Source organism: Streptomyces sp. NPDC054866 (genome assembly GCF_053610745.1).
The window spans coordinates 794788-807981 of record NZ_JBSGZA010000004.1 but is presented as its reverse complement, the minus strand read 5'-3'; the positions used below and the strand labels follow the sequence as shown (position 1 = coordinate 807981).

Annotated in this window: 11 protein-coding genes; 4 read left to right on the top strand and 7 right to left on the bottom strand. The window is 70.3% G+C overall.

Translation table 11 applies throughout. From position 1 onward, the window contains the following. Positions 1 to 345 precede the first annotated feature (345 nt). The 5 genes from ACWGI2_RS24310 to ACWGI2_RS24290 form a co-directional block, all read right to left on the bottom strand. Complete coding sequence (locus ACWGI2_RS24310; RefSeq protein WP_453396404.1) at positions 346 to 1329, bottom strand: streptomycin biosynthesis protein; 984 nt, start codon at positions 1327 to 1329, stop codon at positions 346 to 348. Between the two features lie 386 nt (positions 1330 to 1715). Then, entirely contained in the window at positions 1716 to 2771 is a 1056-nt protein-coding gene (gene aroF / locus ACWGI2_RS24305; protein ID WP_453697563.1) for a 3-deoxy-7-phosphoheptulonate synthase, read from the bottom strand. A gap of 107 nt (positions 2772 to 2878) precedes the next feature. Beyond that, the gene (locus ACWGI2_RS24300; protein WP_453697562.1) at positions 2879 to 4168 is read right to left on the bottom strand and encodes a sensor histidine kinase; all 1290 of its coding nucleotides are present in this window, start codon (positions 4166 to 4168) and stop codon (positions 2879 to 2881) included. A 1-nt stretch (position 4169) separates the two neighbouring features. Then, on the bottom strand, positions 4170 to 4823 hold the full coding sequence (locus ACWGI2_RS24295) for a response regulator transcription factor (RefSeq protein ID WP_453396401.1): 654 nt from the start codon (positions 4821 to 4823) through the stop codon (positions 4170 to 4172). Between the two features lie 362 nt (positions 4824 to 5185). After that, positions 5186 to 8095 (bottom strand): helix-turn-helix transcriptional regulator, encoded by a 2910-nt coding sequence (locus ACWGI2_RS24290; protein WP_453697561.1) that lies wholly within the window; start codon positions 8093 to 8095, stop codon positions 5186 to 5188. A 569-nt stretch (positions 8096 to 8664) separates the two neighbouring features. Between ACWGI2_RS24290 and ACWGI2_RS24285 the strand changes: the two genes are divergently transcribed. The 4 genes from ACWGI2_RS24285 (at position 8665) to ACWGI2_RS24270 (ending at position 11944) form a co-directional block, all read left to right on the top strand. Continuing rightward, the gene (locus ACWGI2_RS24285; protein ID WP_453697559.1) at positions 8665 to 9450 is read left to right on the top strand and encodes an SAM-dependent methyltransferase; all 786 of its coding nucleotides are present in this window, start codon (positions 8665 to 8667) and stop codon (positions 9448 to 9450) included. Positions 9451 to 9646: 196 nt separating this feature from the next. Next, on the top strand, positions 9647 to 10063 hold the full coding sequence (locus ACWGI2_RS24280) for an ATP-binding protein (protein ID WP_453396398.1): 417 nt from the start codon (positions 9647 to 9649) through the stop codon (positions 10061 to 10063). 139 nt (positions 10064 to 10202) lie between these two features. Next, entirely contained in the window at positions 10203 to 10559 is a 357-nt protein-coding gene (locus ACWGI2_RS24275) for a DUF779 domain-containing protein (RefSeq protein WP_453697558.1), read from the top strand. Positions 10560 to 10723: 164 nt separating this feature from the next. Further along, positions 10724 to 11944: a phosphodiester glycosidase family protein gene (locus ACWGI2_RS24270; RefSeq protein WP_453697556.1), complete on the top strand. Its 1221-nt coding sequence runs from the start codon at positions 10724 to 10726 to the stop codon at positions 11942 to 11944. Here the strand turns inward: ACWGI2_RS24270 and ACWGI2_RS24265 are convergent, their stop codons facing one another. After that, positions 11945 to 12139, bottom strand: coding sequence for a hypothetical protein (locus tag ACWGI2_RS24265; RefSeq protein ID WP_160503040.1), 195 nt, complete (start codon positions 12137 to 12139; stop codon positions 11945 to 11947). A 135-nt stretch (positions 12140 to 12274) separates the two neighbouring features. Next, positions 12275 to 13132, bottom strand: a complete 858-nt coding sequence (locus tag ACWGI2_RS24260; protein WP_453697555.1) for a phosphatidylinositol-specific phospholipase C/glycerophosphodiester phosphodiesterase family protein — start codon at positions 13130 to 13132, stop codon at positions 12275 to 12277. Positions 13133 to 13194 lie beyond the last annotated feature (62 nt).

Below are 13194 nucleotides of genomic sequence, written 5' to 3'. Positions count from 1 at the left end.
CGGCCGGAGCGATTGCTTCTGGGCCCCGGATTGCGGCCCTCCGACGGTAGGTCCACCAGGTCCTTGGGTGATCAACACGCGACGGAATCCTCCTGCCTCGGCATTACGGAATGGGACTCGCTGATATGTCGTGCAATTTGCTCACCGGCAGGACGATACCTTTCTGCTTTCCCGCCATCCAAGCCCTTAATTGGGCACGGGAATACCGGCGATCGGGCAGAGCGGCGCCCACCAGGAAATGCCCATGGTCAGCGAAACGTTCGTACTTCATGGAGTCGGCGTCCAACCGGGCGATCCGCTCAGTTGGACGCCCGGTTGAACCCCCGGTCGGACGCCCGGGGCGTCCTACGCCGTCTCGGCGACCTTGCGCTGGACGCGCACCGCGACCTCCGCCCACATCTCGGCGCACTCGTTGGCCAGGTAGGCCACGATCCGGCCGCAGTGCGGCGGGGCCTTGTCGATGATCTCGTCCCATTCCTCCGCGCTGATCGTATGGATGTTGAGCAGCCGCAGCAGGGTGCGGCCGGTCTCGCTGAAGCGCAGCGCCGGGTCCGCGTTCAGGCGCTTGAGGACGGTGGCACGATCCTGGCCCGCGTCACGGTCGGGCACCGCGGTGGGTCCGCCGCCGTTCCTCGGGACGCTCGCCATGCCCTCGCCGCCGCCCCGTTTCCCGCGCTGCGGCAGCGGGTCCTCACCGCGCATCATCCGGTTGCGTACGTCGCGGACCGTCTCCGGCGATATCGAAGCGACGCGCGCGATCTGGCGTAGGGACAGCTGCGGGTTCTCGGCGATGAGTTCGCTCGCCACCCTGCGTCCCTCGGTCCCGTCGACCGGGCGCACCCGGCCGTCGTGGCCGATCCTGCTCGCTTCGCCGGCCTGCTCGGCCGGGGCCCGTCTGCGGATCTCCGCGACGGTTCCCGGGGCGATGCCGCTGACGGAGGCGATCATCCGGTCGGACCACTGCGGGTGCGAGGCGATGATGCGCCCGGCGGCGCGTTTCCTGTCCGCCGTGGTCAGCGGCAGACCGTGCGTGACGTTGGACTCGACGGCGAGGACGAAGGCGTCGGCCGTGTCCCCATCGAAGAACTTCACCGCGATCTTGCGTTGTCCCCGCAGTTCGGCGGCCCGCAAGCGGTGCAGTCCGTCGATGACGCGCATGGTCGAGCGGTGCACGGTGATCGGCGGCAGCGGACTCTGCACCACCGCGAGCGCCTCCACGTGTTCCTGGTCTATTCCGGAGATTCGCGGCGAGTCGGCCGTCGACAGTGAACCGATCTCCACTTCGACGACCATGAGTTGGTCGATCTGCGCATGCCCAGGTATTGCCAACTGAAATCCCCCTAGTGATCTGATGTCTCCCGTGCGCGATTGACCACCCGCTGGTCAGGATCGGCGCGGTACCCGGGAGAGATCGACCATGAAGTGAAAGCTGAGGCGCGCTCAGAAGAATGGTTCGCCCGGTGTCCGGGCGAAGAACGAGGTGCGCGGAAATACATCACCGCCACTGCGGTGATGAGCCCGAGCCGCACATCTCTCGTCGATTCGCAGAACTACACCCGCACTCGGCGCCACTTCCCCTCCGTCGGGATTCCGATCCGTTCCTGAAATGGAGCGGAATCCCGCTGGCCGAACCACGCTCACCCTAACAACGCGCTTATCTGCCTGGTACCCCTCACTAGCAGAATTGATCTAGCGCCTCAAACCCCTATTCACCCCTATCGGGTGCCGCCACCGACCCCGGCTCGCTCCGCCGGCCGCGTGAGGGTGCGGCCCATCAGCGGTGACAGGACCGCGGCGATGTTCGCGAGCTCACCGATCTCCGCGCGTGTCACGGCCTGATCGCCGTCGCACAGCGCCGTGCTGGGGTCGGGATGTACGTCGATCATGACGCCGTCGGCCCCTACCGCGATGGCGGCGCGAGTGAGGGGGACGACGAGGTCGCGGCGGCCGCCCGAGTGCGAGGGATCCACGATCACCGGCAGGTGGGAGAGGCGCTGGACGACCGGCACGGCGCTGATGTCCAGGGTGTTGCGGGTGGCGGTCTCGAAGGTACGGATGCCGCGCTCGCAGAGCACGATGTCGAGGTTGCCCCGCTGCGCGATGTACTCCGCGGCCATCAGCCACTCCTCGATCGTGGCGCCGAAGCCGCGCTTGAGCAGCACGGGCCGTCCGGCGGCGCCGACCGCCTGGAGGAGTGCGAAGTTGTGCATGTTGCGGGTGCCGATCTGCAGCATGTCCGCGTAGGGGGCGACCAGTTCGACGCTGGCCGGGTCGATGACCTCGGTGACCACCGGGAGCCCCGTCTCGTCCCTGACGTCGGCGAGTATCCGCAGCCCGGTCTCGCCGAGCCCCTGGTAGGCGTACGGGGAGGTGCGCGGTTTGAACGCCCCGCCGCGCAGCAGCGCGGCCCCCGCGGCCTGGGCCATGTGCGCGGCGGCCAGGGTCTGTTCGGGGCTCTCCACCGCGCACGGTCCCGCGATCACGGTCAGGGTGTCGGGGCCGATGGGCACGCCTCCCACCCTGATCACCGACCGGTCGGGGTGATGCTCGCGGCTGACCAGTTTGTACGGCACCGAGATCCGTACGACGTCCAGGACGCCTCGGCGGTTGGACAGATTGAGGGCGTCGAACGCCTCCACGTCCCCCACCAGACCGACGATGGTGCGGGTCACTCCGCGGCTGACGAACGCGTCACCGCCCGCCGCCCTCACCAGTTCCACGACCGCGTCCACGTCTTGCTGTGTGGCCTCGGGGGCCATCACGACGACCATTGGGGTTCCTCCCGTTGCTGGGGACGGCTTCGCCATGTCCGGCGGCACCTTCGGACGGGGGGATCCATCAAGCGCCGCACCAACGGTAGGAGTTCAGGGTCCGCCTCTCAAAGCATGTCCGGCGCATCGTCCAACTGCTCAATTTCCAGGGCGGGTTGGGACCGATCCGTCCGGGGCGGGAAGGAGACCTCCACCACGAGCCCTCCTCCGGGACGCGCCTGGGCCCTGATCACGGCGTCGTGGGCGGTGGCGATGGCGCGGACGATGGAGAGGCCGAGCCCGTGATGTCCGTCGCCCGCGGTGCGGCCGAGCCGCTGGAAGGGTTCGAAGAGCTGCTCCACCTGCTCCGGCGGCACCTCTGGGCCGGAGTTGGCCACGGCGACGACGGCCCGCCCGGCGTCGGTGCGGGTGGTGACCTCCACGTGCCCGCCGGGGGTGTTGTAGCCGGTCGCGTTCTCGACGAGGTTGGCCACCAGGCGTTGGACGAGCGCCGAGTCACCCGACGCTTCGGCGGTCCCGGTCGTGGTCTCGACGCGCAGACCGCGCCGCCCGGTCTCCGCGCGCGAGGCGTCCACGACCTCCTCGGCGATGACCGCGAGGTCGAGTGGCTCGCGGTGGTCGAGGCCGCGCTCGCTGCTGGACAGGGTGAGCAGCGACTCCAGGAGGCGGGCCTGCTGCTTGCTGATCTCCAGGAGCCGTTCGAAGTTCGACCGGAACGACTCGCGGGTGGCGTCGCGGTCGATGAGGGACTCCTCCAGGAGCGCGTGCTCCAGGGTGAGCGGCGTCCGCAGCTCGTGCGCGGCGTTGGCGACGAAGCGTTTGTGGGAGTCGAGGGCCGTCTCCAGGCGGCCCAGGAGTCCGTCGACGGTGTCGGCCAGGTCCTTCAGCTCGTCGGCCGGGCCGACCACGGCGAGACGCTCGTGCATGTTGCGGGCCGAGATGCGCTGGATGGTGCCCGTCATCGTGCGCAGCGGGCGCAGGACGCGCCCGGCGACCAGCCACCCGAGCCCGATCGCGATCACGGCCATGATCGCGAGCGCGATGCCCGACTGGACCTGCAAGTGGTCCATCTCGATCTCGTGCTGGCGGATCGCCTGGTCGCGCAGCTGCTGGGTGATGTCGTTGAGCTGGACGGAGGAGTTGGCGTCGGGATAGCCGAGGTACAGGCGCCCGTCGGCGCCCGGTTCCAGCACGGGTTCGCCGCCCCGGTTCTTGACGAGGACGAGGTTCGCCGGTGTGCGGGCGACGAGCAGATTGGTGATGGCGAGCAGGACCACGCCCGAGGCGACGAACAGCACTCCGTACAGGAGTGTCAGGCGGACGCGGACGCGCCGCGGCAGCAGTCGGCGGGCGAGTCCCGGGGCCAGGGCGATGAGCGTGGGCAGGCGCATGGGCATCTCAAATCCGGTAGCCGCCCCGAGGAACGGTCTCGATCACGGGCGGGTCGCCGAGCTTGGGGCGCAGCCGGTTGATGGTCGCCTTGACCGTCGTGGTGAACGGATCGGCCGCCTCGTCCCACACCCGCTCCAGGAGTTCCTCCGCCGACACCACCCGGCCCTGGGCGGCGAGCAGGTATTCGAGTACGGCGAATTCCTTGGGCGTCAGCGCGAGCCGTACCCCGGCACGGGAGGCGATGCGCTGCGCGGGGTCGAGCCGCAGGTCGCCCTGGACGAGGATCGGCGGCAGCGCCGGCTGCGAGCGCCGGGCGAGCGCGCGGATGCGGGCGACGAGTTCGGCGTACGCGAAGGGCTTGGGGAGGTAGTCGTCCGCGCCGAGGCTGAACCCCTCCACCCGGTGGGCGATGGTGCCGGACGCGGTGAGCATGAGCACCCGGGCGTGCATCGGCTGGGCGGCCAGTGCGATGCAGACCTGGTCCCCGTGGACGCCAGGGAGGTCGCGGTCGAGCACGACCACGTCGTAGTCGACGACGGTCGTGCGTTCCAGCGCGTCCGAGCCGTCATAGACGACGTCGACCGCCATCCCCTCGCGGCGCAGCACCCGCGCCACCGAATGCGCGAGTTCGGCGTGATCCTCGACCACCAATACCCTCATCGCCCCCTCCTCGCACGGCACGTCACGAACGGAGGGGAGGGTTCACGGGGAAGGCAGCGGCAGTGGCTGATCATGCGGCACCACGTTGCCCGATCCCACGTCACACACCGGTCACAGCTCCGGCGACGGCCCCCCGTCAACGCGCTCTCGTGTCCGACCTGCTGCTGTCGAAAGCGTACCGCCGCGGTGGCGGATCCTCCGGTCACAGATTCGCGGACCGCAGTGTGACCGGCCGCCGCGTAGAAACGGAAAACGCATCGCGGAGCAACACAGACGCATGCGGAACGAGCCCACTCGGTACGGGAGAGGAGATGCAGGCCGTGGTCACCAACCCGCGCGGCGACCTGCACCTCCCGCACCGTCTAGACCACGCGCAGACGGTCGCGGGCATCGCCGTCCTTCCGCCCCTCACGGTGCCCTTCGCGGTGCCCCTCCCGCCTGCCGGGGCCCGCGACGGGCACGGGAACGGGGCTGAGTTTCGCCGCCAGGTCAGCCCGGCGCTGGACGGCGAGCTTGCGGTAGGCGCGCGTGAGGTGCTGCTCGACGGTGCTGATCGTGATGAACAGCTTGTCGGCGATCTGCCGGTTGGTGTGGCCGCGGGCCGCGAGCGTCGCCACGCGCAGCTCCGCGCCGCTGAGGTCGTCGGCCTTGCGGCGGGCTCCGGACGGCCACGGCTGCTCGGCAGCAATGGCGGCGCCGGTGTCGGCGACCGGCAACGCCCTGGGGACGGGAACCCCGCACTCCCGTCCCAGCTGCTGCGCCTTGCGGGCCAGAGCCCGTGCCTGACCGCCGTTGCCCAGCTCGCGGTGGGCGCGGGCCAGCTCGTCCGTCGCGCGGGCCAGTTCCAGGCGGTGACCGCGCTCCCGCAGGACCTCGATCGCTTCGCCCAGGAGCACGGGCCTGCGTCCGGGGTGGAGCGCGCTCGCCAGGACCCGCAGCGAGACGCCACGCGTCCAGGCGTGCCCGGCGCCTCCCCCGTCGGCCATGGCCAGTTGCTCCTGCGCGAGCGCCCTGGCCCGGGCGGCCTCGCCGAGCCGCAGATGGGCCTCGGCCGCGTCCGTCCGCCACGGAACCAGCGCGGGCAGGTCGAACTCCCAGCGGGTCATGAGGTCGCCGCAGGTGTGGAAGTCGTCGAGCGCGGCATAGGGGCGCCCGGCGGCAAGGTAGTAGTGACCGCGCGCCCGGAGGTAGAGCAGCCCGTCGGGGGTGTGGAACGCCGTCTCCGGTACGGGGACGCTCAGTTGGGCAGCGGCCTCCTCCAGGCGGCCCATGGCGGTCTTGGTGAAGACCGAGGTGGCGACCGGCGATGCGACGGCCACACCCCAGCCCTCGTGCGGGACGAGCGTGATCGCCAGGTGCGCCGACTCCTCCGCCGCGGCGAGCCCGCCGAGCCTGAGTTCGATGCGCGCCTCGGTCGCGGCGAGCAGGGCCTGCCACATGGGTGCGTGGCGGTCGGCGGCTTCCTTGCGGAGGGTCTCGCACCAGAAGGCCGCGGTGTCCAGGCGGTCGGCCAGGACAAGGGAGTTCAGGGCCACGACGAGCGCGGTCAGCGTGCCGTCGTCGAGGCGGGTGCTCTGCAGGATCTGCTCCGCCCTGACCACCACGTCATCGCCCGCCCCGTCCAGTACGGCCTTCATCAGGGTGGCCGCGCGCTGATGGGGACTGCGCGCGGGCGTTCGCACGCACCGCTCGGCTTCACCGTGGCGGGCGCGGGCACGCGCGGAGCCCGGGAGACCGGGATATTCGTACGCCATCCAGGACCGGACGCAGTCGAGCCGGCGCGAGGTTTCCGCACCGGGTTGTCCGCAGGCCTCGGTGCCGGTGCCGCCCCGCTCGACGGCGTCGAGTACCTCCAGGGCCGGCTCGGCCTGCCCGAACCACAGCAGGTGGCCGACGAGTTCACCGGCCTGCCGGTGGCCGAGTCCGCCGTCGAGCGCGTCCGCGGTGAGCTCGGGCAGGTGCCGGGCCGCGGTGGCCGGGTTGAGCCGCCAGCCGGCCCGGATCAGCGCCTCCCTGATGGCCACGGACTGCCGGGCGTCGGTGCAGGTGTCGCGGGCGGCGCGCAGGCAGGTGAGGGCCAGTTCGACCTCGTCGTCCGCGAGCGCGCGCTCGGCGGCCTCGAAGAGCGTGCCGAGCGCCCACGCGGCGTCGATGGGCTCGGCCGCGATCAGATGCTGCACCACCACGGTCGCCGCCTCGCCGTGCTCGTGCAGCACTTGGGCGACGCGGGCCTCGAGGCGGGCGCGATGTGCGGGCTCCATGCTCCGCAGGACCGCGGCCCTGCCCGCTTCGTGGCGGAACCAGCCGGAGTCGAGCAGTCCCGCGTCGTTCAGGGCGCGCAGGCTGCGGTGGACCGACTCCCGGCTGGTTCCCAGGACTTCCACCAGTTCGGCGAGCGGCACGTCCTGGCCGACCACCGCGAGGGCCCACGCCGTACGCCGCGTCGACACGTCACTGCGGTACAGGCCCGTGGCGACGGCCTGTGCGAAGGCTTCGCCCGGCACCAGAGCCGCGGAGCCGCACTCGCCGCCTCCCGCCGCACGGTGGTCCTCGATCAACGCCCGGGTCAGGAGCGGGTTCCCGCCGCCCGTCCGGTGAAGGTCCGAGACGAGCTGGCGCGTCCCCCACCCGTCGCCCCCGAATTCGGAGATCATTTCGGCCACTCCCTGCCGCTCCAGTGGTCCGAGCCTGATATTGCGGCAGCCCGGCAGACGCAGCAAGTCGACGTGTAATCGCGTATTTCCGGCCAGAAATCCGCTGTTCTCTCCCAGGACCACCAGAATGCGGCTGGCGTCGAGCCTGCGGGCCAGGTACAGGACGCATTCAAGAGAGTGGCCGTCGGCATGGTGCACGTCGTCGATGCTGAGCACCACCGGCCTTTCCCTGGACTGTTCAAGGACAATCCCGCAGAGCTTGGGAACCTCATTCATCACGACCGCGGGCACCACCCCCTCGGCCCGCCGAATCTGCGTGGCCACCGCCATCAGGTCCACAAGGCGAGCCGCACGCTTGGCGTCGGCCCCCGGCAGATCCGCGCCGAGCAGCAACTGCCCCATCACGCCAAGAGGCAGGTCACTCTCCGCCTCCGACGCTGTGGCCTGCAAAAACAACGCCCCGGCAGCGGTTGCGCGTTCACCGAAAGCCCGCAGCAGCGCGGTTTTCCCACTGGCCACCGCGCCGCTTACCAATAGCACTCCGCCATGCCCCGCCATAGAGGCGTTGAGCATGCCGTCCATGATCGAGAACTCTTCCTCACGGTCCACCAAGTTCATGAGCCGACTTCTCCCCCGCGCCTGACGGCTGATCCTGGAGCGGCCGGGCGTTCAGCCGGATCTCACCTTTCGACTTGCCCGGCCACTTGCTTGAAGACTCTGCCATATCTGAAAATCAACCACCAGCGTCATTTGACTCAATGATGTCGAATAACCGTCGCGAACGCGCCACTTGGCCGACGACCGGACTTCCCTGTTCCATATCTACGGGAAACTCCTGCGGTATTGCCGATGATGCGGAAACCAATGGAATTTCGGCAGGCTCACCCGGGTCCGCGCGAAGGGACGGCAGAGGCGGCGGAGAACACCCGTGACGGCTGAACCGAGAGGACGATTGGCGCGATCGGCACGGCCCGGTCACACGGGGTGTGACTGATTCATCGCCCTCGCGCACCCGACTCCATGGACTGGCGCCCCCGACTCCATGGACTGGCGCCCCCGACTTAATGGTCTGGCGCACCCGACTTCATGGACTGGCGCACCCACGCCCCAACACCCCATGCCCCAGGTGATGTTGCTGTGGCAGACTGCGGCGACCCAAGCGTCTCTCAGCAGCAACGGAGTACGTCATGACCGCAGGTGCGCCCAGGCCGACGATCGACACCAGCAAGCCGCATCCCGCGCGTGTCTACGACTGGCTGCTCGGCGGCAAGGACAACTACCCCGTCGACGAGGCCGTGGGCGAGAAGCTGCCGCCCGAGGCGAAGGACGGGGCGCGGCAGAACCGCGCGTTCATGCACCGCGCGAGCGCCTGGCTCGCCACCCAGGGCGTGGACCAGTTCCTCGACATCGGCACCGGGATCCCCACCGCGCCGAACCTCCACCAGATCGTCCAGGAGATAGTGCCGTCGGCACGGGTCGTCTACACCGACAACGACCCCATCGTGCTGCGTCACGCGGAGGCCCTGCTGGTCAGCCACCCCGAGGGGATGACCGACTACATCCAGGCGGATGTCCGTGAGCCGCTGGAGATCCTCGGACACGCCCGCGGCCTCCTCGACTTCGACCGCCCGATCGCCCTCTCCCTCATCGCTCTCATGCACTTCCTGCCCGACGACCAGGACCCGTACGGCATCGTGAGCACGCTCCTGGACGCCCTGCCCTCCGGCAGCCACCTGGTGCTCTCGCATGCCGCGTCCGACATCTTCCCGGAGCTGGCGGAGCAGGTCACCGCCGAGTACGCGAAGGGCGGCATCAAGCTCGGCTTCCGGACCCGCGCCGAGGTAAGCCGCTTCTTCGAAGGACTCACCCTCGTCGAGCCGGGCCTGGTGACGGCCCCGGACTGGTTCAAGGACGCCGCACGGCCGGAAGCGGAGGGCAGCGGCGTCTACGCGGCGGTGGCGCGCATCCCCTGACGGACAAGGGGCTGATCGCCGACGAACCCGGCGAGGGCTCAGCGCGGCGTCCCCACTGCCAGGAGCTTGATTGACGATCAGCGAGGGCGGGCATCACCGTGGGGCAGCATCGGCCGCGCAAGACATGCCGTGGCCCCGGTGAGCGGAATGTCGTCGCGAGCACGCCGGTTGTCCCAGGGGAGGGAAGTGAGTCGCCATGCGTGCGCACAAGCGCGCCCATCGGCACGTCGCCCGCGTTGAGTACGTACTGCCACAGGAAGCCGCATCGGCCGGCCGGGCGCGGAAGTTGACCTCCGCGTTCCTCACCCGGCCCCGTCGGCATCTGACAGAGGTGGACTCCGAGCGGGTGGACGACGCCACACTGATCGTGTCGGAACTCGTCGCCAACGCGACCCAGCACGGCCACAGCCCCTGCCGTCTGCGCCTTGAGGTGTCCGACGACAAGGTGACGGTCGAGGTCCACGACGCGAGTCCCGTCGCCCCGCGCGTGCTCAAGCCGAGCACCGAGCGGGACAGCGGACGGGGCCTCGCGATGGTGCGTCACCTCGCCGCGCGCCTGGAGGTCGTCGGCAGCGGACGACGCGGCAAGGCCGTTCGGGCGGTGCTCGCCTGAAGCCGTTCGGGCGGTGCTCGCCTGAGGCCATTCGAGTGCTGCTCGCCTGAGGCCATTCGGGGGGGTGCGGCCGACGGCGCTGTGCGTCGCGGCCTCGCCTGCAACCTCCTCGCAACCTTGCCCGGAGTTGGATGGGCCCATGACCGATACTCCACGCGTGGAGCTGACCCCTGCCGCCGCCGATCTGCTGCGGCGGCTGCGCGAGGCCCACGGCCCGCTGATGTTCCATCAGTCCGGCGGATGCTGCGACGGCAGCGCGCCCATGTGCTATCCGGAGGGTGAGTTCCGCACCGGCGACTCCGATGTGCGCCTGGCGTCCCTGACCGTGGAAGGGGTGGCGGAACCGGTCGCCTTCTGGATGTCGAAGAGCCAGTACGACGTGTGGAGCCACACCCGGCTGATCGTGGACGTAGTGCCGGGCCGTGGCAGCGGCTTCTCCCTCGAAGCCCCGGAAGGCGTACGTTTCCTCATCCGTTCCCGGTTGGTCGGCACCTAGCCACCGCTCCTGCACCCGTCCGGCGCTCCCCTCTGGTGCACTTTCTGACCGACCCTCAGACTGAGGCGGTTGGTCGGCCAGGAAGACTTCAGGGGGCATGCGTGACATCACGGCGCAAGCACATCTTGGGACGGTTCAGAACGGCGAGAGCGGCGCTCTCGATAATGACGGCATTCGGCACGCTGGCCGGTGCGGCCCTGATGGGGGCGGCACCGGCCGGCGGCGTGGAGGCGGACGGGAAGACGGCCGCGTCGCGGATCGCGCCGGGCGTGCAGTACCGGTACTTCGACATCCCGGCCTCTCACGGCATGGCACGCGCGCATCTGCTCGACGTCGACCTGAGCGATCCGCGCACGGGCGTCGACCTGCTCTATCCGGGGGCGGTGGGCGCCCGCTCCGTCGTCTCCGCGCTCGCGGACAACGCGGGAGCGGTCGGCGGGATCAACGGCGACTTCTTCAACATCTCCGAGACCCAGCATCCCGGCGTAGAGCCCACCGGCGCGCCCGTCGGCCCCGCGGTCGCACGCGGCCGGGCCCTCAAGGCGGCGGTGCCGAACGGTCAGCGCTTCGGGCCCGCGATGCCTCCCGGCGTGACGACCCAAGCCGTGCTCGGCGTGGGCTTCGACCGCCGGGCCCGCATGGACAACCTCCGCCTCGACGGTGAAGTACGGACCCTGGAGACACGGTTGCCGCTCGGCGGGCTCAATCAGTACGCCCTCCCGGTGGGTTCCGTCGGCGCGTTCACCAGCGACTGGGGCAGTACATCGCGGGTGCGCTCCACCTGCGGCACGGACACGAACCGCGGCGCTCCCTGTAGCACGGACACCCACGAGGTGGCAGTCCGCGGCGGCCGTGTCGTGGACTCCGCGGGCACACCAGGCAGCGGTCCGGTCGCCCGCGGCACGACGGTCCTCGTGGGACGTGAGGCGGGTGCTCAGGAGTTGCGCAAGCTCGCGATCGGCGACCGGGTTGCGGTCAGGCACCGCCTGGTGGCGGCCGAGTCGCGCGTCGCGTTCCGCTTCGCGCTCGGCGGATTCCCCGTCCTGCGCGACGGCGCCCCGCTGCCGGGCCTCGACTCCGTCACATCGGCCGTGCGGACGGCTGCGGGAATCTCCGACGACGGCCGACGCCTCCTGCTGCTCTCCCTGGACGGCTCCCCTGAGTTCCGCTCGGGGCTGACCATCGCCGAAGTCGCGGACACCCTGCGGGGGTTGGGCGCGCGGGACGGCTTCAGCCTGGACGGCGGAGGCTCCTCCACCCTGGCCTCGTCCACCACCCTGGTCGCGAGGGCCCCGGGCGCGGAGTCCGTCACCGTACGCAACAACCCGAGCGGCGGCGTGGAACGCGCGGTGCCGAACGGGATCGGCGTGTTCTCCGGGGGCTGATCAGGGCTGCAGGCCGCTGACGATGTCCGCGGCGGCCGTGACCCCGTTGTGAATGGTCGGCGCCATGCTCGAACTCGCCAGATAGAAGCCGAGCAGCGCACAGACCAGGGCGTGCGAGAACTTCAGCGCGCCGTTGCGCAGAAAGACCACTGCCAGGATCACGAGCAGCAGCACCACAGAGACCGAAATGGCCATGGGGACAACCTCCTCCGCCACGTCAACACCGCGGCTTTCGGCCGAGTGTGGCGTAGCGGAGGGACCGTCCGGGCGACCGGCATGTCCTCCGAACGGGTGTTATGTGCGGGGGCGTTGCTTCAGCCGCGCCGGGACCTACTGCCTGTGGGCGTCGAGGAACGCTTCGAGCCCCGCCAGGTCGTCCGTGTTCAAGTGGTCGACGCCGGCAGCGAGGAGCTCACCCCATACCGCGTCGCGTGCCGGGCCCGCCAGGTCGGGCGTCGCCCAGAAGCGGACGCGCTGCCCGCGCTTGTGGGCGGCTCCGACGATGGAGCGCAGCTTGTCGCGCTCGGCGGCGGGGATCGCGCCGACGCCCCGCCAGCTGAAGTTGAGCGTCCAGTTGTCGCTGATCAGCGGGATGAACGAGGCGGGCGCCGGGCCGCCCAGGTCGGCGAGGCGGCCGTCGTAGAAGGCGCGGCGCACGCGCTGGGCCTCCATCGGCGCGCGGGCGGCCCGGTCACCGGATATGACGGCCATCACGGGTCCGCGGCGCACCTTGCCGTGGGAGTACGTGGTGAACAGGTGCCGGTAGCGCCGCAGATGCCGGTCGAGTTCCAGGTACGTCGCCGCGCCCTCGGTCTTGATGTCGATCAGGAGCTGGAAGGGAGTGCGGTGGTAACCGCGGTACACGGAGCCGTGGTTGGCGCGCACGCGGGCGGCCAGGGGGTCCAGGTAGAGGTATTCGAGGGTGCGGGCGGGATCGAGGTCTATGGGGTCGTGCGCGACCAGGAGCTGACCGTCGACGAGGTAGATGTCGGCCTCGACGCTGCCGAAGCGGTGGTCGAGCGCGTCGAACAGGGGCCGGGGGTGCTCGTAGTCGTTGTGCGCGTGGGCGCGGATGAGGGGGCGTGGGTGATGCCCTCGCTCGGTGGCCTGGGCGTACGTGGGGACGGCGGCGGTGCCGGCGAGTGCGGCGCCGATGGTCAGGGCTCTACGACGGGTGATGAGTGCCACGGAGACTCCCGGGAAGGGGCGATGACGACGGGCGGGCCTCAGTGAGTATGAGGCCATGCTCG

Coding starts and splice junctions, on each gene's coding strand:
- ACWGI2_RS24275 (WP_453697558.1), top strand. CDS start 10,203: ATGACCGATACTCCACGCGTGGAGCTGACCCCTGCCGCCGCCGATCTG.
- ACWGI2_RS24270 (WP_453697556.1), top strand. CDS start 10,724: ATGACGGCATTCGGCACGCTGGCCGGTGCGGCCCTGATGGGGGCGGCA.
- ACWGI2_RS24300 (WP_453697562.1), bottom strand. CDS start 4,168: ATGCCCATGCGCCTGCCCACGCTCATCGCCCTGGCCCCGGGACTCGCC.
- ACWGI2_RS24290 (WP_453697561.1), bottom strand. CDS start 8,095: ATGAACTTGGTGGACCGTGAGGAAGAGTTCTCGATCATGGACGGCATG.
- ACWGI2_RS24265 (WP_160503040.1), bottom strand. CDS start 12,139: ATGGCCATTTCGGTCTCTGTGGTGCTGCTGCTCGTGATCCTGGCAGTG.
- aroF (WP_453697563.1), bottom strand. CDS start 2,771: ATGGTCGTCGTGATGGCCCCCGAGGCCACACAGCAAGACGTGGACGCG.
- ACWGI2_RS24285 (WP_453697559.1), top strand. CDS start 8,665: ATGACCGCAGGTGCGCCCAGGCCGACGATCGACACCAGCAAGCCGCAT.
- ACWGI2_RS24295 (WP_453396401.1), bottom strand. CDS start 4,823: ATGAGGGTATTGGTGGTCGAGGATCACGCCGAACTCGCGCATTCGGTG.
- ACWGI2_RS24280 (WP_453396398.1), top strand. CDS start 9,647: ATGCGTGCGCACAAGCGCGCCCATCGGCACGTCGCCCGCGTTGAGTAC.